This window comes from Streptomyces niphimycinicus, assembly GCF_018883605.1.
In the GTDB taxonomy this organism is placed as follows: domain Bacteria; phylum Actinomycetota; class Actinomycetes; order Streptomycetales; family Streptomycetaceae; genus Streptomyces; species Streptomyces niphimycinicus.
In genome coordinates this window covers 1-23,825 of record NZ_JAHLEM010000361.1, presented here as the reverse complement: position 1 = coordinate 23,825, position 23,825 = coordinate 1, and the positions used below count along the sequence as shown (strand labels likewise).

Here is a 23,825-nt window from a genome sequence, read left to right as displayed (position 1 = left end):
GCCCGGCCCGTCCCGGACGCCCCGCCCAGCGGCCGGCCGGCCGGTCAGCAGACGGCCGACTTCAACGGCACCGACGGGTCCTCGGCCCGCGTCCGGTCCAGCCGGGCACCGCGCTCGATCAGCTTGCGCCCCTGGGCCAGATCGCGCGGACGGCCGACCGCCAGCAGGGCGACCAGGGCGCCCTCACGCAGCCAGCACACCGACCAGGCGGCACCGGCCGGATCGCCGCGCCAGACCAGTTCGTCGGCCTCCGAATGGTGCCCGGCGTACTGCACGAAGCGCCCGAACTGCTCGGACCAGAAATACGGCACCGGGTCGTAGACCGCGCCGGGGAAATCGGCTGCCGTCCGGCTCCCCACCACATTGGCGGCGACGGTGCGCGGCCCCTGGAGGGCGTTGTCCCAGTGGTGCACCAGCAGCCGGGTGCCGTAGCGGGCGGACGGGAAGGATGCGCAGTCGCCGACCGCGTAGACATCCGGCGCCGAGCTGCGCAGCCGGTCGTCGGCGGCGACCGAGCGGTCCGCGGCCAGCTCCACGCCCGAGCCCGCCAGCCAGTCCGTGGTGGGCCGGGCCCCGATCCCGACGACCACCGCGCCCGCCCGCAGCCGGGTGCCGTCGCCGAGCACCAGCCCGCTCTCGTCCACGGAGGCCACCCGGGCGCCGGTCACCAGCCGGGCGCCGTAGTCCTCGTACCAGGCCGCCATGGGGGCCGCGACCTCGGCCGGGAGGGCGCCCGCCAGCGGCCGGTCCGCGGCCTCGACGACGGTCACGGCGCAGCCCGCCTCACGCGCCGCCGTGGCGAACTCGGCGCCGATCCAGCCCGCCCCGACGACCGCGATCTCGCGCTGCCGGGCGAGCACCGGGCGCAGCCGCACCGCGTCGTCCAGGGTGCGCAGCAGATGGACGCCGGGTACGCCCTCGCTGCCCGGCAGCGTGATCGGCTCGGCGCCGGTGGCGATCACCAGGACGTCGTACGGGAGCTGTCCGGTCGCGGTCTCGACCAGCCGCTTGTCCGTGCGGAGCCCGGTGACCCGGACCCCGAGCCGCAGCGTGATGCCGAGCCCGGCGAAGTCCACGTCGAGCGTCGAGCCCTCGGCCTTGCCGAGCAGCACGGCCTTGGACAGCGGCGGCCGGTCGTAGGGCTGGTGGGGCTCCGCGCCCAGCAGGACGATCTCCCCCGTCCAGCCCTGTTCGCGTAGCGCGACGGCGGTCTGCACCCCCGCCATGCCCGCTCCGACGATCACCACCCGCTGTTCGCCGCCACTCGAGGACGGCTTCGTCGTCGTCTCATCGCTCACACGATCACTGTATTGCGGCTGGTGGGGCGGACCGGAGAGGGCGAGGGGAGATCTCGGGCACAGAGGGGTGGGGGCGGGGGGTGATTGGCTTCTGGTGGGGGTGGCTTGGTTTCCGCCGGGGTGCGGCTTGGTTTCCGCCGGGGTGCGGCTCGGTTTCCGCCGGGGTGCGGCTCGGTTTCCGCCGGGGTGCGGCTCGGTTTTCGCCGGGGTGCGGCTCTGCCCTCTCGCTCTGCGCCTGCTCGGCCCGGTCCCGCGCTGGGGCCTGCTCAGGCCCCGCTGGGGGGTTCTGGCGAGAGCCGGGGCGGGGGCCGGATGAGCCGGATGGCGGGTGCGGGCTTGTGGGCTTGTGGGCGCCTTCGGCGGTAGTCCCCCCACCCCGCCCCTTCCCGCAGCATCGATTTGCGGCTCCGCCGCGTGGGGCGAGGCTCCGCCCCCTCGGCCCCCGCCGGGGCTCCGCCCCGGACCCCGCTCCTCAAACGCCGGAGAGGCTGGATTGCCGGGGCTGGATTGCGGAAGCGCCGCAGGGGCTGGGTGGGACGCCGGAGGGACTCGGGCAGGGTGCCGGAGGGACTCCGGCGGGGTGCCGGAGGGGGCGGGTTACGGAAACGCCAGGGCTGAGTTGAGGCGCCGGAGCGGCTGCGTAAAGGCGTCGGAGGGGTTGGGTTGGGACCCGGTGGGGCCCTGTCGCATGGCGGGTGGTCGGGGTTTCGGGGGATTCGGGGGCGTACTAGGGTGGCGGGGCAGAGCACTCGCGGGAGCCCGGGCGGACCGGGCTGAGAGGGAGGCTGAGACGGCCTCCGACCGTACGAACCTGATCCGGGTCATGCCGGCGAAGGGAGGGGCAGCGTGTCCACGCACGCACCAGGTCACTACGACGGACCACACACCTCTGGGCTTGGCGGCCGACCATCCGTGGGCGGGCCGCCCGACGGGCGCTACGACGTCCTCGTCATCGGGGGCGGCATCATCGGCCTGGTCACGGCCTGGCGGGCGGCCCAGCGGGGGCTGCGTACCGCCCTCGCCGACCCCGCGCCCGGCGGCGGAGCCGCCTGGGTGGCGGCGGGGATGCTGGCCGCCGTCACCGAGCTTCATTACGGTGAGCAGACCCTGCTCGGGCTCAACTTGGCCTCCGCGCGCCGCTATCCGGACTTCGTGGCCGAGCTGGAGGAGGCGAGCGGCCAGGACGTGGGGCACCGCGTGTGCGGCACGCTCGCCGTGGCGTTCGACGCCGACGACCGTGCCCATCTGCGCGAGCTGCACACGTTCCAGCAGGGGCTCGGGCTGGAGTCCGAATGGCTGACGGGGCGTGAATGCCGCCGTCTGGAACCGATGCTCGCGCCGGGCGTACACGGCGGGCTGCGGGTCTCCGGCGACAACCAGGTGGACCCGCGGCGGCTGGCGGCGGCGCTGCTCATCGCGTGCGAGCGGGCCGGGGTCGCCTTTCACCGCGCCCGCGCGGAGCGGCTGTTGGTGGACGGCGAACGTGCCACCGGGATCGAACTGACCGGGGGCACGCGCCTGGCCGCCGAGCGGACCGTACTGGCCGCAGGCAGCCTCAGCGGACGGCTCGCGGGCGTCCCGGACGACGTGCTGCCGCCCGTACGACCCGTCAAGGGGCAGGTGCTGCGGCTGTCGGTGCCCGAGCGGTACGCGCCGTTCCTCTCCCGGACCGTACGGGCCGTGGTGCGCGGCGGGCCGGTCTACCTGGTGCCGCGCGAGAACGGCGAACTGGTCATCGGCGCGACCAGCGAGGAGCTGGGCTGGGACACCACGGTCACCGCGGGCGGGGTGTACGAACTGCTGCGGGACGCCCATGAGGTGGTGCCCGGCATCACCGAACTGCCGCTGGTGGAGACCTGTGCCGGGCTGCGCCCCGGCTCCCCCGACAACGCCCCGATGCTCGGTCCGACCGCGCTGCCGGGGCTGCTGCTGGCCACCGGCCACCACCGCAACGGCGTCCTGCTCACCCCGATCACCGGCGATGTCATGGCCGAGGCGCTGACGAGCGGAGAGCTCCCGCCGGTGGCCCGGCCGTTCACCCCGCTGCGCTTCGCGGCCCCCTCGGACGCCGGGGCGGCCCCGACCGTCCCCGCCGCCCCCGCAGCCACACCCACCCCAGCACAGGAGCAGCACCCATGACCGTCTCCGTCAACGGCGAGCCCCGCGAGGTCCCGGACGGGACCACCCTCGACCGGCTTGTCGCGACCCTCACCCAGGCGCCCTCGGGCGTCGCCGCCGCCGTCAACGAAACGGTCGTCCCACGCACCCAATGGCCCGCGACCCCGCTCGGCGACGGTGATCGCGTCGAGGTCCTCACCGCGGTCCAAGGAGGCTGATCCCACCCATGGCTCCCACCACGGCCGCTACGGCCGCCACGGCCGCCACACCCGTCACCACCGCCCCGAACGCCTCGGGCCGCGCGCCCCTCGCCACCCCCGACCCGCTCACCATCGCCGGAACCGACTTCGGCTCCCGCCTGATCATGGGCACCGGCGGCGCTCCCAGCCTGGAGATCCTGGAACGCTCGCTGCTGGCCTCCGGCACCGGGCTCACGACCGTCGCGATGCGGCGGCTCGACCCCACGGTGCAGGGGTCGGTGCTCTCCGTCCTCAACCGGCACGGCATCCGCCCGCTCCCCAACACCGCCGGGTGTTTCACCGCGGGTGAGGCCGTGCTCACCGCCCGCCTCGCCCGGGAGGCCCTGGGCACGGACTGGGTCAAGCTGGAGGTGGTCGCCGACGAGCGCACCCTGCTCCCCGATCCGATCGAGCTGCTGGACGCCGCCGAGACGCTGGTCGACGACGGGTTCACGGTCCTCCCGTACACCAATGACGACCCGATCCTGGCCCGGAAGCTGGAGGATGTCGGCTGCGCCGCGATCATGCCGCTCGGCTCCCCGATCGGCTCCGGTCTCGGCATCCGCAATCCGCACAACTTCCAGCTCATCACCGAGCGCGCCACCGTGCCGGTGATCCTGGACGCGGGCGCGGGCACGGCGTCGGACGCCGCGCTGGCCATGGAGCTGGGGTGCGCGGCGGTGATGCTCGCCTCGGCCGTCACCCGGGCCCAGGAGCCGGAGTTGATGGCGGGGGCGATGCGGCATGCGGTGGAGGCGGGTCGGCTGGCGCACCGGGCGGGCCGGATCCCGCGCCGCCACTTCGCCGAGGCGTCGAGCCCGGGCGAGGGCCTGGCGGCCCTGGATCCCGAGCGCCCGGCCTTCGGCCAGGCCCCGTCCGGGCCCGGCGCTCGGCCTGTGGGCGCCTCCGGCGGGTAGTCCCCCACCCCGCCCCTTCCCGCAGCATCGATTTGCGGCTCCGCCGCGTGGGGCGGGGCTCAGCCCCTCGGCCCCCGCCGGGCCCCGCCCCGGACCCCGCTCCTCAAACGCCGGAGGGGCTGGATTGCCGGGGCTGGATTGCGGAAGCGCCGCAGGGGCTGGATTGCCGGCCCGGCGCGGCCCTCTACCGTGGATTGAGGGAGCAGCGCGCAGCGCGGAGGTGGTCGCCGTGTCCGTGACCGTGGACGACCGGATCGAGCGCGAGGTGTACGTAGCGGCGCCGATCGACCGGGTGTGGCGGGTGCTGACGACGCCCGAGCACATCCGCGTCTGGTACGCCCCCGGCGGCTGCGAGATCGATCCGCACCCGGGTGGGAGGCTCCGGTTCCGGTGGGACGAACACGGGGAGTTCCACGGTCAGGTCGAGCGGGCGATCCCCGACACGCTCTTCCGCTTCCGGCTGGCCCTGGAGCCCGATCACGCGCCCTCGGACCCCGGGGAGGCGACCCTGGTGGAGTTCGCGCTCTCCCCGGAGGGGCGGGGCACCCGGCTGCGGCTGGTGGAGAGCGGTATCCGGGCCCTGGCCGTCCCCGACGGCACCAAGGCCAAGCACGCCGAGTACGCCACGCTGTCCTGGACCTCCGCGCTCGAGGAGCTGGCCGCGATCGCCGCCGCGTCGCACAACTGACCCGCCGTTGTCACCGTTCCGCTCCAGTACCCGCCCCACCTGGGGCGGGCGGTCATGGCTCAGATCGATGCCTCGTAGACTTCCCCCGTGGATACGACCCTCCAGGACCCCCTCGTCGGGCAGGAGCTCGACGGCCGCTACCGCGTTGAGGCGCGGATCGCCGTCGGCGGGATGGCGACGGTCTACCGGGCCGTCGACACCCGGCTGGACCGTGTGCTCGCACTGAAGGTGATGCACCAGAGCCTCGCCTCCGACGCCGCCTTCGTCGACCGCTTCATCCGTGAGGCGAAGTCCGTCGCGAGACTCGCGCACGCCAATGTGGTCGCCGTCTACGACCAGGGAGCGGACGGCGGCCATGTCTATCTGGCCATGGAATACGTCGCGGGCTGCACCCTGCGCGATGTGCTCCGCGGGCGCGGGGCCCTGCATCCACGCGCCGCGCTGGACATCCTGGAGCCGGTGCTGGCCGCGCTCGGGGCGGCCCACCGCGCCGGTTTCGTCCACCGCGACATGAAGCCCGAGAATGTGCTGATCGGGGACGACGGCCGGGTCAAGGTCGCCGACTTCGGCCTGGTCCGGGCGGTGGACACCAACACCAGCGCCTCCACCGGCACCGTCCTCGGCACCGTGTCCTATCTCGCGCCCGAGCAGATCGAGCACGGCACGGCCGACCCCCGCGCCGATGTCTACGCCTGCGGTGTGGTGCTGTACGAGATGCTGACCGGCGCCAAGCCGCACGGCGGCAGCACCCCGGCGCAGGTCCTCTACCAGCATCTGAACGAGGACGTCCCGCCGCCCTCCGACCTCGCGCCCGGGGTCGCCCCGGAGCTGGACGAGCTGGTCGCCTCGGCCACCGCGCGCGCGGCCGAGGGGCGCCCCGTCGACGCCGTCGCCCTGCTGAGCGCGACCCGCGCGGTGCGGGCCGTGCTGAGCGATGACCAGTTGGACGCGGTGCCCCCGCAGGCCAGGGAGGACACCTCGGCCGGCGCCGAGAACCGTACGACGGTGATTCCGCGCCCGGCGGCGGCCGTCGACGACGAGCAGGAGCGGCTCAACCTCACCAGCCGTCTTGAGCTGCCGACGGAACCCCCCGGCCGGCAGGGGCATGGCCAAAGCGGCCGGGGCCGGATGTCGCGCCGCGGGATCATGACGATCGCCGCCGCGGTGGTGCTGGCGATCGCCCTCGCCGCCGGTATCTGGTACATCAGCGTCGGCCAGTTCACCGAGGTCCCGCCGGTGCTGCGGAAGACCCAGGCGGAGGCGGAGAAGAAGCTGCACGGCGCCGGGCTCGATGTGAAGGTCGTCAACGAGTTCAGCGACGTCATCCCCAAGGGCAAGGTCATCGGCTCCAAGCCGGGCCCGGGCGAGCGCGTCCGCGACACCGGCACCGTGACCATCCGGGTCTCCCAGGGTCCGCCGCGGGCCGAGGTGCCCAATGTGGTGGGCATGCCGCTGGCCGAGGCCAAGCGGAAGATCGCGGACCAGGGGCTGATGGTCGGCAAGGTCATCCGCCGCTTCAGCAGTGAGACGGCCCAGGACTCGGTCCTCTCCACCAGCCCGGCCTCCGGCTCCGTGCGCCGCCCCGAGACACCGGTGTCGATCGTGGTCAGCAAGGGCCGGCCGGTCGACATCCCGGACGTGGTGGGCGATTCGGTCGACGAGGCCCGGTCCGCGCTGGAGGACCAGGGCTTCAAGGTGAAGATCGCTGACCGGCAGGTGTTCTCGGAGGAGGACAAGGGCTCGGTCGCCGAGCAGTCCCCCTCGGGAGACGGAGCCGAACAGGGCGCCAAGGGCGATACGGTCACGCTGACCATCTCCAAGGGCGTGCAGATGATCGAGGTGCCGGACGTCACGGGTATGACGGCCGACGACGCCAAGGCGCAGCTCGAAGGGGCCGGCTTCAAGGTGGACGTCCAGAAGGCGCTGCTGTTCCCCGGGGACAAGGTGCAGGACCAGTCGGTGGCCGGCGGGGACGAGGCGCCCAAGGGGAGCACGATCACCATCAAGATCAAGGGCGGCGTGTTCTAGGGCGCCCTGCTTCCGGGGCCCTCCAGGGCCCCGGCCCAGCGGCCTTGCGGCTGCCGGACGGCGAGCGCGATCCGCGATCCGTCCGGCAGCAAGTCCCTGGCGCCAGCCCCTGGCCCGTCAGCCGAAGCTGACCCGCTCCAGCCAGAAGTCGAGCAGCTTCTCATCGCCCAGGATCTCGACGCCCGCGCTCCGGGCCGGGCGCCGCTTGTAGATGATCAGCAGCAGATCGGTCAGCGGCCCGCGCACCGCGACCGCGGCCTTCTCATGCGCCCGGCGCCAGGTGATCGCGTCGCCGGTGAGGTCGACCACCCACTCCGCCGCCACCTCCGGTGCGGTGTCGGTCGCGTGGAAGTGGAGGGTGCGGCCGGGCCCGAGCAGCTCGCGCATCCGCGGGTGGATCTCGAAGTGCATCGGCAGCGAGCCGAGCGCCATCCACTCGTCGAGCCCGTCCAGGGCGACCTCCTGGTCGAGGGTGTACTCCTCGCCGAGGGCGAGGACCGCATCCGCCCGGTGGAGCGCCGTCTCATGGGTGAAGCGGCGGGCGTAGAAGTCCGCGCGCCCTCCGGCGACCTGCCCGAAGTCCGGCACCGGGGTCCACAGCTCCGCGTCGGGCCCCGCCTCACGCAGCGTTTCGGCCAGCAGCTCGGCGCCTTCGACCAGCCAGGGGGCGATCTCGGCGGCGTCCTCCTCCGCGTATGGCGACAGATCGCGGAAGTGCTGGTCGGGCAGCGCGCTCGTGGCCCGGGTCCGCACCGTCTCCTCGGCCCACCGATGGGTCCCGCCGAGATGACGCAGCAACTGCCCGACGTTCCAGCCGGGGCAGGGGGACGGGCCCGATCACACGGGCCCTGCTCACCTGGGAACCTTGATGACGTGAGTACGCATCGCATCCGCAATCCCATCGGTGGCCATGTCCGTGTGGCCGGTGGTCTCGCCACTGTCGGTCTGGCGCACGCCGCCGACATCGGCGCCGAGACCGTCCAGGTCTTCGTCGCCAATCCGCGCGGCTGGGCCACCCCGGCCGGTACGCCCGCCCAGGACGAGGCGTTCCGAGCAGCCTGCGCCGAGCGGTCGATACCTGCCTACGTCCACGCCCCCTACTTGATCAACTTCGGTTCGCACACCGAGGCCACGGCCGACCGCTCCGTGGAGTCCCTGCGCCATTCGCTCCGGCGCGGGCGGGAGATCGGTGCGCTCGGCGTCGTCGTCCACACCGGCTCGGCGACCGGGGGACGTGCGCGGGCCACCGCGATCGCGCAGGTGCGGGAGCGGATGCTGCCGCTGCTGGAGGAGCTGACCCGGGACGACGACCCCTGGCTGCTGCTGGAGCCGACCGCCGGGCAGGGCACCTCGCTGTGCGCGCTGGTGGAGGACCTGGGCCCGTATGTCGAGGCGCTCGACCGGCATCCCCGGCTCGGTGTCTGCCTGGACACCTGCCATGTGTTCGCGGCGGGCCATGACCTCGCCGCCCCGGGCGGTATGAAGCAGACCCTGGACGAGCTGGTGGCCGTCGCCGGTGAGGGGCGGCTCAAGCTGATCCACGCCAATGACTCCAAGGATGTGGTCGGCGCCCACAAGGACCGGCACGCCAATATCGGGGCCGGGCATATCGGGGCGGAGCCGTTCCGCGAGCTGTTCAGCCACCCCGCGACGGACGGGGTGCCGCTGGTGATCGAGACGCCGGGCGGACCGGACGGTACGGAGGGGCATGCGGCGGATGTGGCCCGGCTGAAGGAGCTGCGTGCCGGGGTGGCCTGAGCAAGGTGGTGGACGATCGCGCGGGGCGAGGGGCATGCGGTGGTGCGCCAGTACCACTGACCGCGAACTGGCCTAGAACTCCGGGCCGTCGCCCGGCTCCTCCTGGTAGGAGTAGCGCTGCTCCGCCCACGGGTCGCCGACGTTGTGGTAGCCGCGCTCTTCCCAGAAGCCGCGGCGGTCGGCGGTCATGTACTCCACGCCGCGCACCCATTTCGGGCCCTTCCAGGCATAGAGATGGGGCACCACCAGCCGCACCGGAAAACCGTGCTCGGCGGTAAGCGGCTCCCCGTCCTTGTGGGTCGCGAAAATCGTGCTCTCCGCCATGAAGTCCGTCAGCCGCAGATTCGAGCTGAAGCCGTATTCCGCCCACACCATCACGTGGGTGACATCGGGTGCGGGGGGTGCGAGCCCCATGATCTCCAGTGCGGAAACCCCGCCCCATTCGGCGCCGAGCATGCTGAATTTGGTGACGCAGTGCAGATCGGCCACGACCGTCGAGTACGGCAGTGCCGAAAACTCTTCATGCGTCCAGCAGTGCTTATCGCCGTCCGCCGTGGCGCCGAAGACCCGGAACTCCCATCGCTCCGGCCTGAACTTCGGGACCGGCCCATAGTGCGTAACCGGCCAACCGCGTTGCAGTCGCTGCCCAGGGGGCAGCTTCGCGAGCTCCCCCTCGCGGCTTTCCGACTGACCCATGGGCTCCATGGTCTCAGACCGCCGGGGGTGGTCATGACCAGGGCATCGAGAACGGGCACAACTCGTACTAAGCGTGCACTTACTGGACGCCCCAACAGGCGCGGTGACACGATGCGCGGAACCTGCCGTTCCCGATCGGATTGGAAGGAGCCCCTCCGATGCAGGGTGACCCCGAGGTCCTCGAGTTCCTCAACGAGCAGCTAACCGGCGAGCTGACCGCGATCAATCAGTACTTTCTGCACTCCAAGATGCAGGACCACTTTGGCTGGACTCGGCTTGCCAAATACACCCGGTCGGAGTCTTTCGACGAGATGAGGCATGCGGAGCTTCTCACCGACCGGATCCTCCTCCTCGATGGCCTGCCCAATTACCAGCGGCTCTTCCATGTCCGGGTGGGGCAGACGGCGACCGAGATGTTCCAGGCCGACCGGCAGGTGGAGGTCGAGGCGATCGATCGCCTCAAGCGGGGCATCGAGCTGATGCGGTCCAAGGGCGACATCACCTCGGCCAACCTCTTCGAGTACATCCTCGCCGACGAGGAACTCCACATCGACTATCTCGACACCCAGCTCGAACTGATCGAGAAGCTCGGTGAGGCCCTCTATATCGCCCAGCAGATCGAGCAGCCCAGCAACGATCACGGCGGGGGCAACTGCTCCGGGAACGGACACCCCAAGGGCCACTGAGCCCGGAGCGACGCCCGAAACGACGCCCGGAGCGACGCCGGGATCGACGCCCGAAACAACGGCGGGATCGACCGGGCCGAGCCGCTGGTCAGGCCGCCTCGGCCGCCGTAGGCGCCGGGACGGAAGCGGCAGCCGTCGCCGCGGCCGTCGTCAGGACGACCGGGTCCAGCGCCTCGCGCCGGGGGCACGCACCGCGGCCCAGCAGCGCCTGGATCTTCCGCACGCACGATCCGCAGTCCGTGCCCGCCTTGCAGGCACCGGCGATCTGGCGCGGGGTGCACGCGCCCGTTTCCGCGTGCTGACGCACCTGCTGCTCGGTGATGCCGAAGCATGAGCAGACGTACACGGGCTCTCTCCAGCGGTGGCGTTGATCAGTGAGGTAACCCTTACCTTACCTGTCGCATCGGAGCCCCACAACGGACAAGGGGCGCGGATCGTTGTGATCCGCGCCCCACCTGCGTCTTTATGATCTCTACCGGATGACCCTCACTGGTCCCGGTACATCTCCGCCACCAGGAACGCCAGGTCCAGCGACTGGCTGCGGTTGAGCCGCGGGTCGCACGCCGTCTCGTAGCGCTGGTGCAGATCGTCGACGAAGATCTCGTCGCCGCCGCCCACGCACTCGGTGACATCGTCGCCGGTCAGCTCCACATGGATGCCGCCCGGGTGGGTGCCGAGCTCCTTGTGGACCTCGAAGAAGCCCTTGACCTCGTCCAGCACATCGTCGAAGCGGCGGGTCTTGTGCCCGGAGGCCGCCTCGAAGGTGTTGCCGTGCATCGGGTCGCAGACCCAGACGACCTGGGCGCCGGAGGCGGTCACCTTCTCCACCAGGTTGGGCAGCTTGTCGCGGACCTTGTCCGCGCCCATCCGGGTGATGAAGGTCAGCCGGCCCGGCTCGCGGTCCGGGTCGATCCGCTCGATCAGCGACAGCGCCTCTTCCGGCGTGGTCGTCGGGCCCAGCTTCACGCCCACCGGGTTGCGGACCTTCGAGGCGAACTCGATATGCGCCCCGTCGAGCTGCCGGGTGCGCTCACCGATCCAGACCATATGGCCGGACACGTCGTACAGCTCACCGGTGCGGGAGTCGGTGCGGGTCAGCGCCGTCTCGTAGTCCAGGATCAGCGCCTCGTGCGAGGAGAAGAACTCGACGGTCTTGAACTCCTCCGGGTCCACCCCGCAGGCGTTCATGAAGGACAGCGCCCGGTCGATCTCGCGCGCCAGCGCCTCATAGCGCTGACCCGACGGCGACGACTTCACGAAGTCCTGGTTCCAGGCGTGCACCTGGCGCAGGTCGGCGTAGCCGCCGGTGGTGAAGGCACGCACCAGGTTCAGCGTCGAGGCCGACGCCTGGTACATCCGCTTCAGCCGCTGCGGATCCGGGATCCGCGCCTCGGGGGTGAACTCGAAGCCATTGACGGAGTCGCCACGGTAGGTGGGCAGGGTCACCCCGTCGCGGGTCTCGGTCGGCTTCGAGCGCGGCTTGCTGTACTGCCCGGCGATCCGGCCCACCTTCACCACCGGGACGGACCCGGCGTAGGTCAGCACGGCGCCCATCTGGAGGAGCGTCTTCAGCTTGTTACGGATCTGGTCGGCGCCCACGCCGTCGAATGCCTCGGCGCAGTCCCCGCCCTGGAGCAGAAACGCCTCGCCCCGCGCCACGGCCCCCAGGCGGTGCCGCAGCGCGTCGCACTCGCCCGCGAAGACGAGCGGCGGATAGGACTCAAGCTCAGCGATCACATCGCGCAGAGCCGCTCGGTCCGGCCAGTCGGGCTGCTGCGCCGCGGGAAGAGACTGCCAGGTGTGGCCACCGGCGTGGGTTTCAGCGTTCACGGTCACCCGCACAAGGTTACGGGGTCTCCACGGGCGTCCAGCCGGTTGCCCACAGGGTGAGACATCTTCCACCACGGCATGGACGCGACCCGCGCCCCCGCCCTCGTCCCACCGCATGCGAAAACCCCGGCTCGGCCGCCGGACCGGCCGGCTCCGGCCCCGCGATCCCCCTCCCGCCGCGTACTCTCGCCCCATGAGTGCCGAGCCGCTGCCCGACTGGGTGATCCCGCCGCCTGGCGGCTTCACCGCCGAGGATCTTCTGCGGCTGCCCGGACTTCCTCCGCACACCGAGCTCATCGACGGAAGTCTCGTCTTCGTGAGCCCGCAGCAAAAATGGCACAGCCGGGTGATCAATCTGCTGGTCAGGGAGCTGGACCGGCAGGCCCCGGACGGTTTGCGGGCCGATCGGCAGATGACCGTGCGCCTCGCCAAGCGCCAGGCTCCCGAGCCGGACGTCATCGTGGTGACCCGTGAGGCGTACGAGCGCGACGAGCCATCCACGTTCTACCTGCCCGAAGACGTCGTGCTGGCCGTCGAAGCCGTGTCGCCGGACTCGGAGGAGCGGGACCGCGACACCAAGCCGCGGAAGTACGCGAAGGCCGGTATCCGTCACTACTGGCGGGTCGAGAACGACGAGGGCCGCACCGTCGTCCACACCTACGAGCGCGACCCGGCCACGGAGTGCTTCTCCCTGACCGGAATCCACCACGACAAGCTCGCGATCACGACGCCCTTCACGGTGGACATCGACCTCACCACCATCGGCAGGCGCTCCACCTGAGCCAGTGCCCACCCCTGAGGTAGAGTCCGTTCCATGTTCGCGCGACTGACCATGACCTGGTGGTGGACCGCTCATCCGGCGGCCCACTGAATCGCGCACTCCAAGATCTCGCGAAGGCCGCCCGAGGGGCGGCCTTCGGCGTTTCCGCGGGTCGTTCCTCATTCCGGAAGGAACCATCCGCCATGCACCACACCGCTGAGGCCGTCGTCGCCCGGCTGCTCGCCGACGACGCGCCGCCCTTCGCCCTGCTGCACCGACGCACCCCGGGCCGGGCGCCCGACACCGTCGAGGTGCTGCTCGGCCCGGTCGGCGAGGTGGAGCGGCTGACCGACATCCCGCTGCCGACCGGCGCGCCCAAGGACGGCGCGCCGGTGGCGGACGCCCTCGCGCTGGTGCCGTTCCGGCAGATCCGCGAGCGGGGGTTCGAGGTGCGCGACGACGGGACGCCGCTGGCCGTGCTGCGCCCCCGGGAGAGCTACGAGCTGCCGCTCGCCGAGGCGATTGAGGCGCTGCCCGCGCACCGGGTGCGGGTCGAGGACGGGGCGTTCGACGTGGCCGACGAGGCGTACGCGTCGATCGTGAGCCGGGTCCTCGAGGACGAGATCGGCACCGGCGAGGGCGCCAACTTCGTCATCCGGCGGACGTTCCGGGGCGAGATCCCGGGCTTCGGCCGCGGCGACGCGCTCGCGCTCTTCCGGCGGCTGCTGGCCGGTGAGCGGGGCGCCTACTGGACGTATGTGGTGCGGCTGCCGGACGGGCGGACGCTGGTGGGGGCCAGTCCCGAGGTGCATGTGCGGATGTCCGGGGGGACGGTCGTGATGAACCCGATCAGCGGGACGTACCGCTACCCCGAGAGCGGGCCGAGCGCGGAGGGGCTGCTCGACTTCCTGCACGACCGCAAGGAGGTGGAGGAGCTGTCCATGGTCGTGGACGAGGAGCTGAAGATGATGTGCACCGTCGGCGACATGGGCGGGACGGTGATCGGGCCCCGGCTCAGGGAGATGGCGCACCTCGCGCACACCGAGTACGAGCTGCGCGGCCGTTCCTCGCTCGACGTCCGGGAGGTGCTCCGGGAGACGATGTTCGCCGCGACGGTCACCGGGTCGCCGGTGCAGAACGCCTGCCGGGTGATCGAGCGCTATGAGCCCCTCGGACCGGACGGGGCCGGGCGCGGCTACTACGCCGGGGCGCTCGCGCTGATCGGACGGGACGGCGGCGGCGCCCAGACCCTGGACTCGCCGATCCTGATCCGCACCGCCGACATCAGCCCCGGGGGTTCGCTGAAGGTGGCGGTCGGCGCGACGCTCGTCCGCCACTCGGACCCGTACGGCGAAGTGGCCGAGACGCACGCCAAGGCGGCCGGGGTGCTGACCGCGCTGGGCGTACGGCCGGCGCCCGTACGGCCAAAGGGGCAGGGCCCACGGCCCCGGCTCGCGGACGATCCGCGGGTGCGGGCGGCGCTGGACGCGCGGCGGGCGGACCTGGCGCCGTTCTGGCTGCGGATGCAGCAGACCCCGTCGTCTGCGGACGGGCCCCTGGCCGGAGGGCTCTGCGGGCATGCCCTGGTGATCGACGCCGAGGACACCTTCACCGCGATGCTCGCCCATCTGCTGCGCACCTCGGGGCTGACCGTGACCGTGCGGCGGTACGACGAGCCGGGGGTGCGGGAGGCGGCACTGGCGCATCGGGGGCCCGTGGTGCTCGGCCCGGGGCCGGGCGACCCCGGCGACGCGGCCGACCCCAAGATGCGGTTCCTGCGCTCGCTGACCGCCGAGCTGGTGGCCGGGCACCGGCACGGGCTGCTGGGGGTGTGCCTGGGGAACGAGCTGATCGCGGCCGAGCTGGGGCTGGAGATCGTGCGCAAGGACGTGCCGTTCCAGGGCGCGCAGGAGCGGATCGACTTCTTCGGGCGCGAGGAGACCGTCGGCTTCTACAACACCTTCACGGCGCGCTGCGACGAGGCGGCCGAGGCGGAGCTGGCCATGCACCGGGTGGAGCTGAGCCGGGATCCGGTGACCGGCGAGGTGCACGCGCTGCGCGGACCGGGCTTCGCCGGGGTGCAGTTCCACCCGGAGTCGGTGCTGTCGCGGGACGGGGCGGCGCTGGTGGCGGAGCTGCTGGCGGCCGTGCTGGTCTGAAGGCCCCACCGGCCCGCGAGGCTGCTGATCCGGACGGCCCGCCCGTCCGGGCGGCATGACGATGGGCATGACGATGGGCCGGGTGCGGTGAACGCGCCCGGCCCATCGCCGTACTGCACCCAGACGGCCTCAGCCGAAGAAGACCTCGGCCTCGGCGTAGAGCGAGGGATCGACGGTCTTGAGCCGTGCGGTCGCCTCGGCAAGCGGAACCCGGACGATATCGGTGCCGCGCAGCGCCACCATCTTCCCGAAGTCCTCGTCCCGTACCGCGTCGATGGCGTGCAGCCCGAAGCGGGTGGCCAGCCAGCGGTCGAAGGCGCTGGGTGTGCCTCCGCGCTGGACATGGCCGAGGACGGTGGTGCGGGCCTCCTTCCCGGTGCGCTTCTCGATCTCCTTGGCCAGCCATTCGCCGACCCCGGAGAGCCGGACATGCCCGAAGGAGTCCGTCGAGTCGTCCTTGAGGACCGCGTCGCCGTCCTTGGGCATGGCGCCCTCGGCGATGACCACGATCGGGGCGTAGCGGATCTTGAAGCGGGATTCGACCCAGGCGCAGACCTGGTCGACGTCGAAGCGCTGTTCGGGGAGGAGGATGACATTGGCGCCACCGGCGAGCCCCGAGTGCAGGGCGATCCATCCGGCGTGACGGCCCATCACCTCGACGACGAGCACGCGCATATGCGATTCGGCGGTGGTGTGGAGCCGGTCGATGGCCTCGGTGGCGATGTTGACGGCGGTGTCGAAGCCGAAGGTGTAGTCGGTGGCGGACAGGTCGTTGTCGATGGTCTTGGGGACGCCGACGCAAGCGATCCCGTACTCGCCGGAGAGCCGGGCGGCGACGCCGAGGGTGTCCTCGCCGCCGATCGCGATCAGCGCGTCGACCTCCTCCTTGACCAGGGTCTCCTTGACCCGTCGGATGCCGTCCTCGCTCTTGAGGGGGTTGGTGCGGGAGGAGCCGAGGATGGTGCCGCCGCGCGGCAGGATGCCGCGCACCGCGCGGATGTCGAGGGGAACGGTGTCGTTCTCGAGAGGGCCGCGCCAGCCGTCCCGGAATCCGATGAAGTCATAGCCGTATTCCTGTACGCCCTTGCGCACGACGGCGCGGATGACCGCGTTGAGCCCGGGGCAGTCACCGCCGCCGGTCAGCACTCCGACCCGCATCGTTTCTTCCCTTCTCCCATGGAATCCCGTGATTGGGCCCGGTACGGAGAGCCACGCTAACGGTGATCCAGGTCACACGGGATGGGGCGTCAGTCGATTCCCGTGCGGATCAAGGGAGTTGGTTTTGAACTTCACCCGTACGAGGGGTGCGGCGGCGTTACGGCGTCAACCGGACGGCCTCAGGCATCGTCCAGGCCGCGCTCGATGGCGTAGCGGACCAGTTCCACCCGGTTGTGCAACTGGAGCTTGCCCAGGGTGTTCTGGACGTGGTTCTGCACCGTGCGATGCGAGATGACCAGCCGCTCGGCGATCTGCTTGTACGACAGCCCCTTGGCCACCAGCCGCAGCACCTCCGTCTCACGCTCGGTGAGCTGCGGGACAGCGGGCTGGTCGGCGGCGGTGGGGGCGGGCTCGCCCGCGAGCCGCCGGTACTCGCCGAGCACCAGGCCCGCGAGGCCGGGGGTGAACACCGGGTCGCCGGCCGCCGTGCGGCGCACCGCGTCCAGCAGTTCCTCGGTGCTGGCCGACTTCAGCAGATAGCCGGTGGCCCCGGACTTGACCGCCTCCAGAACGTCCCCGTGCTCACCGCTCGCGGAGAGCACCAGCACCCGCAGCTCGGGGCGGTCGGCGAGGACCTCCTTGCACACCTCGACCCCCGGCAGCCCGGGCAGGTTGAGGTCGAGCACCAGGACATCGGGCCCGGCGGCCTTGGCCCGGCGGACCGCCTGCGGTCCGTCCCCGGCCGTGGCCACCACGTCGAACCCGGCCTCGGCCAGATCCCGGGCCACCGCGTCGCGCCACATCGGATGGTCGTCGACCACCATCACCGTCATCGGGCGGCCGTCGTGCTGAGCGGTCATCGTGCCGCTTCCCCCTTTGCCTTCGCCTTCTTCGCAGGCGCCTTCGGAACCGTCAACTCCACCTCGGTGCCCTGCCCCGGCGCCGAGATCCACGCGGCGGTGCCGCCGAGGTCGCGCAGCCGTCCCCGGATCGACAGGGCCACCCCCAGTCGGCCCTCCGCCTCCGCGTCCGCCAGCCGCCCCTCGGGAATGCCGGGGCCGTCGTCCCGTACGGTCACCATCACCGCGTCCGGCTCGTCCTCCAGCAGGATCCAGGCGTGGGCGTCCTCCCCGGCGTGGACCCGTACGTTGTCCAGGGCGGCGCCCACGGCGGCGGCCAACTCCCCGGCGACGCCCGCCGGGAGGAGCACCGGGGCGCCCGGTTCGGAGAAGGTGACCCGGGAGCCCGCGTGCGGTGCCAGCAGGGCCCGCAGATCGCAGGGGCCGCCGTCGGAGCGCTCGGGGTCGGGCGGACAGGGCGGGGCCGACGGGCCCGACGCGTCCGCCCGGCCGTCCGGGTCGGGTGCGGCGTCCGCCCCGCGCGGCGGGGTCACCAGGCCGGTGGAGACCAGGGTGCGCAGCGCGATCTCCTGCTCCCCCGCCATCCGGCCCAGTTCGGCCGCCTCGCCGCCGATCGCTGCGCCGCGCCGCTGCACCATGGCGAGCACCTGGAGGACGCTGTCATGGATGTCGCGGGCCAGCCGCTCCCGCTCCCGGGTCGCCGCCTCGATGCGCAGCGCCCGGGCGAGGGTGCGCTCACTGGCGCGGGCCACCTCGACGACGTAGCCGATGCCCACGCTCGCCACCCATACCAACGCCAGCATATGGAGGGTGTCCTGGGCGAAGCCGCCGCGCTCGATCACATTGGCGGCGCAGACCACGGTGGAGGCCGAGGCGCCCCAGCGCCAGCCGCCCTTGATCGCGAAGCCGAGGACCGCGCCCATCGTCCATATGGAGGGCAGGGTGGGCGTGCCCTCGGCGATCCGGTCGTGGCTGTCCACGAGCGGGGTGAGCAGAATGCCGATCACCGCGATGCCGAGGTCGCCGACGAGGAACCGCCGGGTGCAGCGCTCGGCCGAGGCGACCATCCGGAAGGTGAGCGCCGTCCACAGCGTGAGCACCGCCAGATAGACGACGGCGCCGAGCGGGTGGTCGTAGTCGTCGAAGGAGTAGACGCACAGGCCGAGCGCGTAGAGCAGGGTGAGCACCCGGTAGGCGGTCAGCGCCTGCCACAGCGGCTGCTCGACGGACATCCGCACCACGCGCTCGCCCCCGGCGCGCTCACCTCTGGACCGCTCCGTCAACGTCCCCCACCCCCGGTGCGGCGCGGCTAGGCGCCGGACTTGTGTTTGTCCTTCTCCTTCTCGGCCGCCTTACGGGCCGCTTCGGCATCCGCGATCTGCCGCTTGGCGGCGGTCGCGTAGACGTCCACGTACTCCTGGCCGGAGAGCTTCATGATCTCGTACATGACCTCGTCGGTCACCGAGCGCAGGATGAAGCGGTCGCCGTCCATGCCGTGGTAGCGGCTGAAGTCCAGCGGCTTGCCGATCCGGATACCGGGCCGCATCAGCTTGGGCATGACCTTGCCGGGGGGCTGGATCTTCTCGGTGTCGATCATCGCCACGGGGAGCACCGGCGCACCGGTCGCGAGCGCGACCCGGGCCAGGCCGCCCGGCTTGCCCCGGTAGAGCCGTCCGTCGGGCGAGCGGGTGCCCTCGGGGTAGATGCCGAAGAGCTCACCCCGCTTGATCACCTCGATGCCCGCCTTGATGGCGGCCTCGCCCGCGCCGCGCGAACCCGAGCGGTCCACCGGGAGTTGACCGACGCCCTTGAAGAAGGCCGCCGTCAGCCGGCCCTTGACCCCGGGGGTGGTGAAGTACTCCTGCTTGGCGATGAAGGTGACCTTCCGGTCGAGCATCGCGGGCAGGAAGAAGGAATCGGAGAAGGAGAGGTGGTTGCTCGCGAGGATGGCCGGCCCCTCGGCGGGGACGTTCTCCAACCCCTCGACCCAGGGCCGGAAGGTGAGCTTCAACGCGCCACCCACCGACAGCTTCATAGCGCCGTAGAACAACCGGGACCTCCTGTATCCGACGAGGAGACCTTAACCTGCCTACCCCGTACGCGGCGCGCCGCGTACGCTGAGGACCTCGATACCCGCTTCCCCAGTGAACGGAGATCCGTGGTGCCGCTCCTGCCCGGAGCCGAGCCGTTCCGCCATGACGGCGGAGAGATCGGCGTCCTCGTCTGTCACGGCTTCACCGGTTCCCCGCAGTCCGTGCGGCCCTGGGCCGACCATCTCGCGGCCCGTGGTCTGACCGTCTCACTGCCGCTGCTGCCCGGCCATGGCACCCGCTGGCAGGACCTCGCGGTCACCGGCTGGCAGGACTGGTACGCGGAGGTGGACCGCGAGCTGCGGTCGCTGAGCCGCGCCTGCGAGCGGGTGTTCGTCTGCGGTCTGTCGATGGGCGGGGCGCTCGCGCTGCGGCTGGCCGCCCAGCACGGTTCGGCCATCAGCGGCCTGGCCCTGGTGAATCCGGCCAACCGCATCCACGATCCGCTGGCCGTGGCCCTTCCGGTGCTGCGTCATCTGGTGCCCTCGGTGAAGGGCATCGCGAGCGATATCGCCAAGCCGGGGGCGCGGGAGTCGGGCTACGACCGGATGCCGCTGCACGCCGTGCACTCGATGCGCCGCCTCTACCGGGTGGTCGACGCCGAACTGCCCCAGGTCACCCAGCCGCTGCTGGTGATGCACAGCCCCCAGGACCATGTGGTGCCGCCGGCCGACTCCGAGCGCATCCTGAGTCAGGTGTCCTCGCGGGACGTCACCGAGCGGCTGCTGGAGCGCAGCTTCCACGTGGCGACCCTGGACCATGACGCCGAGTTCATCTTCGAGGAGACGGACACGTTCATCACCCGGCTGACGGCGGGTATGGGTGAGGACACCGACACCCGGACCGACCTCGGGAAGGGAAGCGGGAAGGAGGGGGCGGCGGCCAGTGGCTGAGCGCGACTCGAATGAGAACGAGGCGGACGCGCGGCGCGATGACGACGCCGCCTTCGCCGCCATCGTCGCGGCGTACGGGGAGGAGCCGCAGGACCCCCCGGGCGCCGAGCGATGGCCCGCCGCCGAGAACCTCGACGAGGAGCGGGAGCGGGACCAGGACCGCCCCTCCGCGGCGGACGACGACACCGGCTCCGACGCCGGCACTGTCACCGATACCGACACCGACCGCGACGGCCCCGGTGACGGCGAGGCCGTCGGCGGGGCGGCGACGGGCGGGCTGACCAAGACCGACAAGACCGGGAAGCCGGTGGGCGGCTTCATCGTCTACGCCCCGGGTGTCGGCCCCCGCGACTGGGAGCCCGAGGAGCCGTCCGAGGACGACTTCGACGAGACCGACGAGGGCCATTTCGTCCCGCCCGAGCCGCCGCCGCTCCCCGAGTCCGACACCACCTCCCGCTTCGCCTGGCTGGGTGTGCTGGGCGGGCCGCTGCTGCTGCTCGGTGTGGTGCTGTTCCAGGTGGAGATGGTCTGGTGGATCGCGGCGCTGGGCGTCGGGGGCTTCCTGGGCGGCTTTGTCACGCTGGTGATGCGGATGAAGGACGACGACGAGGAAGAGGACGAGGACCCGGGGCGCGGCGCCGTCGTCTGACGGCGGGGCTGCCGTCGTACGGCCCTGGGCCGCCGTCGTACGGCCCCGGGGTGCCGTCGTACGGCCCTGGCGCTTCGGAGCCGGATGTTCCGGCTCCGGCTCCCCACGGGGCGATCGGCCTCCGCACGGGGGCGATCGGCCTCAGGCCGGAGCGAGGCGGGGCAGCCGGAGCGCGGCCAGGACCGGAAGGTGGTCGGTGGCCGCCAGGAGGTCCGCGTCGGTGACGCCGGGCAGCCCGGCCGGGACCCCACAGCCGATGATCTCGACGCCCTCGGAGGCGAAGACGGCGTCGATGCGCTGATGCGGGTTCTTGGGGTTCGAGGTGGCCTCGCTCCCCCAGGGCTCGGTGGCCCAGCCGTCCCGCAGCCTGCCCGCGATCCGGCGGAAGGCGAGGCCGTCCGGCCGGTCGTTGATGTCACCGGCCGCGATGGCGTACGGGACGTCCAGCGCGGCCAGATGGTCCAGCAGCAGCCCGGCCTGCTCGTAGCGCTCGGCCTCCGCGAGGCTCAGATGGCAACTGACCACGCCGAGCCGGACGCCGTCGGCGCTCTCCGGGGCACCGTCGCCGCTCCCCCGGGCTCCGGGATCGCTCTCCAGGGCACCGTCGCCGCTCCCCCGGGCTCCGGGATCGCCCTTCCGGGCGCCGTCGGCGCTCGCCCGGGCGCCGGGGTCGCGGTGGCCGCCGCCGAAGCGCAGCACGGCGGTCGCGAAACCGCGCCGGTGCAGCCCGGGCACACGGGGCAGCAGGGTGTCCTCGGCGTGCTCCACATGGGCGCGCAGCGAGGTGAGGATCATCGGACCGGCGGCGGTGGCCCCGCCCGTGGTGTAGACGAGGCCGGTCTCCCGGGCCAGCCAGGCGGCGGCCTTGCGCCAGCGGAAGAAGCGCGGCGCCTCCTGGACGCAGACGACATCGGGGGTGCAGGCCCGGATCACCCGGGCCAGCGCCTCGCGGTCGTCACGCATCGAGCGGATGTTGTAGCTGAGCACCCGCACCACGGCCGCGTCCGGGCCGGTGGTGGATCCGGGCAGGTCCGCGAGCGGCACGATGACGGTTCCCCCCCTCGCCGCTCAGCCCTGGCGGGCCAGGTCGGCGGCGCCGACGAGCCCGGCCTTGCCGCCGAGCCGGGCGGCGAGCACCTGGGCGTGCGGACGCCACTGATTGCCGACCAGCCAGCGCCGGAAGGACTTGCGGATCGGCTCCAGGACCAGATCGCCTTCGTCGGAGACCCCGCCGCCGACGATGAACGCCGAGGGGTCGAAGAGCGAGGCGAGGTCGGCCAGCCCGGCCCCGGCCCAGCGGGCCAGCTCACGGAAGGAGTCGATGGCCACCGGGTCGCCCTGGCGGGCGGCGTCGCTGATGTGCTTGCCCTCGATGCCCTCGGAGGTGCCGTCGCCGAGGCCGAGGAGGATCGTGGCGTTCTCCGGGGTGGCGGCGGCGCGCTGCCTGGCGTAGCGGACCAGCGCACGGCCGGAGGCGTACTGCTCCCAGCAGCCCTGGCTGCCGCAGCCGCACAGCAGACCGTCGGGGACGACCCTTATATGGCCGAACTCGGCCGCGACGCCGAAGCGGCCGCGATGCAGCCTGCCGCCGATGATGATGCCGCCGCCGAGGCCGGTGCCGAGGGTGATGCATACGACGTCGTCATGGCCGACCCCGGCGCCGAAGCGGTATTCGCCCCAGGCCGCGGCGTTGGCGTCGTTCTCCACCACGACGGGCAGGCCGACGCGCTGCTCGACCTTGTCCTTGAGCGCCTCGTGCCGCCAATTGATGTTGGGCGCGAAGAGCACGGTGGCGCGCTTGTCGTCCACATACCCGGCCGCGCCGATACCGACGGCCTCGATCTCGTGACCCTCGCTGACGATGCGCACCGCGTCCGCGATGGCGTCGACGACTCCCTCGGGAGTCTGCGGGGTCGAAACCTGGCTCGTCTCGAGAATCGAGCCCTCTTCGTCGACCACGCCGGCCGCGATCTTCGTACCGCCGATGTCGACGCCGATGGTGAGTCCCATGAGTCCCTCAGTTATTTGGTCGAACCCCGCCGACGCTAACGGTACCGGAGGTGGCGCTCAGTCGAGGTCGATGTGTTCACTACTCGAACTCTCCGATTCCTTGCCGCGATCCTTGGAGCCGCCCTCGGCGCCCTGGGTCCAGCGTCGCTCCTGGCCGGTCACGGCGGCGCGATAGGCGGCGAGCAGCTCGGATCCGGCACTCGCGAGGTGTTCGAAAACATCGGGATTGCGCTCTATGACCGGTTCCGCGGCGGCCTTCGCCTGTTCGATCAATTGTTGTACGGCCCCCTGAACCGCCGTCCCGGCCAGCGGCGCCTGGAGCCCGGCGACCTTGTCGGCGAGCGCGTCGGCCAGCTTGAGGAACTCCTCGGCGACACTCCCCGGCTCCTCGGCGGTCTGCCGGGTCCGCCGCCTGGCCCGCTCGGCGGCGAGGTCCTCGGCACACGCCCGCTCCCAGGCGTCGGGGTCCATCTCGGTGACCGGTACATCGGTGAGCGGAGGCTCTGCGGGGCGCTCGGTGGCATCGCTCATGGCGAACTCCTGCGGCGGGGATGCTGGCCGCCCGGTGACGTTCATCCGGGCTTGTGACCGACGTTACCCGAAGGAGGGGGGCGGGGTCAGAGCCCGGGACCGGCCAGGACCGGCGCCGGCGACCGGCCGGCGACCGAGCCCCGGACCGCCCTGGCCCCCAGCCGGGTTCAGAGCCGCTTCGGCCATAGGTCGGGGTCGGGGGTGAAGCGCACCTGGAGCCATCCGTCGCGCAGCCCGGCGCCGGAGACGGTGCAGCGGCGCAGGGCGGACGGCAGCGGCAGCACCCGGTGAAACGGGCCGACGCTGACGATCAGTTCGTCGCCCCGGCGCACCAGCCCGAGCCCGTCGCGGTCGGCGCCGGGCAGCGGCAGCCGCCACAGCAGCACCCCGTCGTCGGCCAGCCGGTCCTCGACGGTCCAGGGGTCGGGGGCGGGCCGGTCGGGCCGCGCCGCGGGGG

Annotated in this window: 25 protein-coding genes and 1 riboswitch; of the genes, 12 read left to right on the top strand and 13 right to left on the bottom strand. The window is 72.2% G+C overall.

Annotated features, from left to right (window positions below; all coding sequences use genetic code 11):
• Positions 1–44 precede the first annotated feature (44 nt).
• On the bottom strand, positions 45–1,226 hold the full coding sequence (locus tag KN815_RS28945) for an NAD(P)/FAD-dependent oxidoreductase (protein ID WP_253209302.1): 1,182 nt from the start codon (positions 1,224–1,226) through the stop codon (positions 45–47).
• 813 nt (positions 1,227–2,039) lie between these two features.
• A riboswitch (TPP riboswitch) is annotated at positions 2,040–2,153 on the top strand.
• A gap of 57 nt (positions 2,154–2,210) precedes the next feature.
• On the opposite strand from KN815_RS28945, the gene thiO reads away from it, so the two are divergent.
• The 5 genes from thiO to pknB all read left to right on the top strand — a co-directional run bounded on the left by thiO (position 2,211) and on the right by pknB (position 7,288).
• On the top strand, positions 2,211–3,437 hold the full coding sequence (thiO, locus tag KN815_RS28940) for a glycine oxidase ThiO (protein ID WP_216344841.1): 1,227 nt from the start codon (positions 2,211–2,213) through the stop codon (positions 3,435–3,437).
• Positions 3,434–3,634 carry a sulfur carrier protein ThiS gene (thiS, locus tag KN815_RS28935; RefSeq protein ID WP_014060033.1) on the top strand — a complete coding sequence of 67 codons (201 nt, stop codon included), beginning with the start codon at positions 3,434–3,436 and terminating at the stop codon, positions 3,632–3,634. Before thiO ends, thiS begins: the two co-directional genes overlap by 4 nt.
• Positions 3,635–3,642: 8 nt before the next feature.
• Positions 3,643–4,572, top strand: a complete 930-nt coding sequence (locus KN815_RS28930) for a thiazole synthase (protein ID WP_216344838.1) — start codon at positions 3,643–3,645, stop codon at positions 4,570–4,572.
• Between the two features lie 229 nt (positions 4,573–4,801).
• Complete coding sequence (locus KN815_RS28925) at positions 4,802–5,260, top strand: SRPBCC domain-containing protein (protein WP_216344837.1); 459 nt, start codon at positions 4,802–4,804, stop codon at positions 5,258–5,260.
• An 87-nt stretch (positions 5,261–5,347) separates the two neighbouring features.
• On the top strand, positions 5,348–7,288 hold the full coding sequence (pknB, locus tag KN815_RS28920; RefSeq protein ID WP_216344836.1) for a Stk1 family PASTA domain-containing Ser/Thr kinase: 1,941 nt from the start codon (positions 5,348–5,350) through the stop codon (positions 7,286–7,288).
• 117 nt (positions 7,289–7,405) lie between these two features.
• On the opposite strand, the gene KN815_RS28915 is transcribed toward pknB, so the two are convergent.
• The gene (locus tag KN815_RS28915; RefSeq protein WP_216344835.1) at positions 7,406–8,086 is read right to left on the bottom strand and encodes a maleylpyruvate isomerase family mycothiol-dependent enzyme; all 681 of its coding nucleotides are present in this window, start codon (positions 8,084–8,086) and stop codon (positions 7,406–7,408) included.
• A gap of 75 nt (positions 8,087–8,161) precedes the next feature.
• Here KN815_RS28915 and KN815_RS28910 point away from each other — a divergent pair, with 75 nt between their 5' ends.
• The gene (locus KN815_RS28910; protein ID WP_216344834.1) at positions 8,162–9,046 is read left to right on the top strand and encodes a deoxyribonuclease IV; all 885 of its coding nucleotides are present in this window, start codon (positions 8,162–8,164) and stop codon (positions 9,044–9,046) included.
• Positions 9,047–9,118: 72 nt separating this feature from the next.
• Here KN815_RS28910 and KN815_RS28905 read toward each other — a convergent pair whose 3' ends face one another.
• Positions 9,119–9,742 (bottom strand): sulfite oxidase-like oxidoreductase, encoded by a 624-nt coding sequence (locus tag KN815_RS28905; RefSeq protein ID WP_216344833.1) that lies wholly within the window; start codon positions 9,740–9,742, stop codon positions 9,119–9,121.
• Positions 9,743–9,900: 158 nt separating this feature from the next.
• On the opposite strand from KN815_RS28905, the gene bfr reads away from it, so the two are divergent.
• Positions 9,901–10,428, top strand: a complete 528-nt coding sequence (bfr, locus tag KN815_RS28900) for a bacterioferritin (RefSeq protein WP_216344832.1) — start codon at positions 9,901–9,903, stop codon at positions 10,426–10,428.
• A gap of 88 nt (positions 10,429–10,516) precedes the next feature.
• On the opposite strand, the gene KN815_RS28895 is transcribed toward bfr, so the two are convergent.
• The gene (locus KN815_RS28895) at positions 10,517–10,774 is read right to left on the bottom strand and encodes a (2Fe-2S)-binding protein (protein WP_216344831.1); all 258 of its coding nucleotides are present in this window, start codon (positions 10,772–10,774) and stop codon (positions 10,517–10,519) included.
• Positions 10,775–10,914: 140 nt separating this feature from the next.
• Positions 10,915–12,264 (bottom strand): class II 3-deoxy-7-phosphoheptulonate synthase, encoded by a 1,350-nt coding sequence (locus KN815_RS28890; RefSeq protein ID WP_216344830.1) that lies wholly within the window; start codon positions 12,262–12,264, stop codon positions 10,915–10,917.
• Positions 12,265–12,451: 187 nt separating this feature from the next.
• Here KN815_RS28890 and KN815_RS28885 point away from each other — a divergent pair, with 187 nt between their 5' ends.
• The 3 genes from KN815_RS28885 to KN815_RS28875 all read left to right on the top strand — a co-directional run bounded on the left by KN815_RS28885 (position 12,452) and on the right by KN815_RS28875 (position 15,177).
• Complete coding sequence (locus KN815_RS28885) at positions 12,452–13,039, top strand: Uma2 family endonuclease (RefSeq protein ID WP_216344829.1); 588 nt, start codon at positions 12,452–12,454, stop codon at positions 13,037–13,039.
• Between the two features lie 33 nt (positions 13,040–13,072).
• Entirely contained in the window at positions 13,073–13,129 is a 57-nt protein-coding gene (locus tag KN815_RS52330) for a trp operon leader peptide (RefSeq protein WP_106516695.1), read from the top strand.
• 92 nt (positions 13,130–13,221) lie between these two features.
• Positions 13,222–15,177 carry an anthranilate synthase family protein gene (locus tag KN815_RS28875; RefSeq protein ID WP_216344828.1) on the top strand — a complete coding sequence of 652 codons (1,956 nt, stop codon included), beginning with the start codon at positions 13,222–13,224 and terminating at the stop codon, positions 15,175–15,177.
• 129 nt (positions 15,178–15,306) lie between these two features.
• Here the strand turns inward: KN815_RS28875 and KN815_RS28870 are convergent, their stop codons facing one another.
• The 4 genes from KN815_RS28870 to KN815_RS28855 form a co-directional block, all read right to left on the bottom strand.
• Entirely contained in the window at positions 15,307–16,335 is a 1,029-nt protein-coding gene (locus KN815_RS28870; RefSeq protein ID WP_216344827.1) for a 6-phosphofructokinase, read from the bottom strand.
• 179 nt (positions 16,336–16,514) lie between these two features.
• The gene (locus KN815_RS28865; protein ID WP_014060046.1) at positions 16,515–17,195 is read right to left on the bottom strand and encodes a response regulator; all 681 of its coding nucleotides are present in this window, start codon (positions 17,193–17,195) and stop codon (positions 16,515–16,517) included.
• Positions 17,192–18,427, bottom strand: a complete 1,236-nt coding sequence (gene macS / locus KN815_RS28860) for a MacS family sensor histidine kinase (protein WP_216344840.1) — start codon at positions 18,425–18,427, stop codon at positions 17,192–17,194. Before macS ends, KN815_RS28865 begins: the two co-directional genes overlap by 4 nt.
• A gap of 77 nt (positions 18,428–18,504) precedes the next feature.
• Entirely contained in the window at positions 18,505–19,230 is a 726-nt protein-coding gene (locus KN815_RS28855; RefSeq protein ID WP_059143424.1) for a lysophospholipid acyltransferase family protein, read from the bottom strand.
• 126 nt (positions 19,231–19,356) lie between these two features.
• Here KN815_RS28855 and KN815_RS28850 point away from each other — a divergent pair, with 126 nt between their 5' ends.
• Complete coding sequence (locus KN815_RS28850; protein WP_216344826.1) at positions 19,357–20,178, top strand: alpha/beta hydrolase; 822 nt, start codon at positions 19,357–19,359, stop codon at positions 20,176–20,178.
• Positions 20,171–20,827: a hypothetical protein gene (locus KN815_RS28845; RefSeq protein ID WP_216344825.1), complete on the top strand. Its 657-nt coding sequence runs from the start codon at positions 20,171–20,173 to the stop codon at positions 20,825–20,827. The genes KN815_RS28850 and KN815_RS28845 overlap by 8 nt, the downstream gene beginning before the upstream one ends.
• Before the next feature lie 141 nt (positions 20,828–20,968).
• Here the strand turns inward: KN815_RS28845 and KN815_RS28840 are convergent, their stop codons facing one another.
• From KN815_RS28840 to KN815_RS28825, 4 genes are all read right to left on the bottom strand, one after another.
• On the bottom strand, positions 20,969–21,871 hold the full coding sequence (locus KN815_RS28840; protein WP_216344824.1) for an endonuclease/exonuclease/phosphatase family protein: 903 nt from the start codon (positions 21,869–21,871) through the stop codon (positions 20,969–20,971).
• A 24-nt stretch (positions 21,872–21,895) separates the two neighbouring features.
• Positions 21,896–22,837, bottom strand: coding sequence for an ROK family glucokinase (locus KN815_RS28835; RefSeq protein ID WP_216344823.1), 942 nt, complete (start codon positions 22,835–22,837; stop codon positions 21,896–21,898).
• Positions 22,838–22,894: 57 nt separating this feature from the next.
• Positions 22,895–23,368, bottom strand: a complete 474-nt coding sequence (locus KN815_RS28830) for a DUF5304 domain-containing protein (RefSeq protein WP_216344822.1) — start codon at positions 23,366–23,368, stop codon at positions 22,895–22,897.
• 167 nt (positions 23,369–23,535) lie between these two features.
• The coding region (locus tag KN815_RS28825) for an ArsA family ATPase (protein WP_443732333.1) at positions 23,536–23,825 on the bottom strand (290 nt) is incomplete at its 5' end.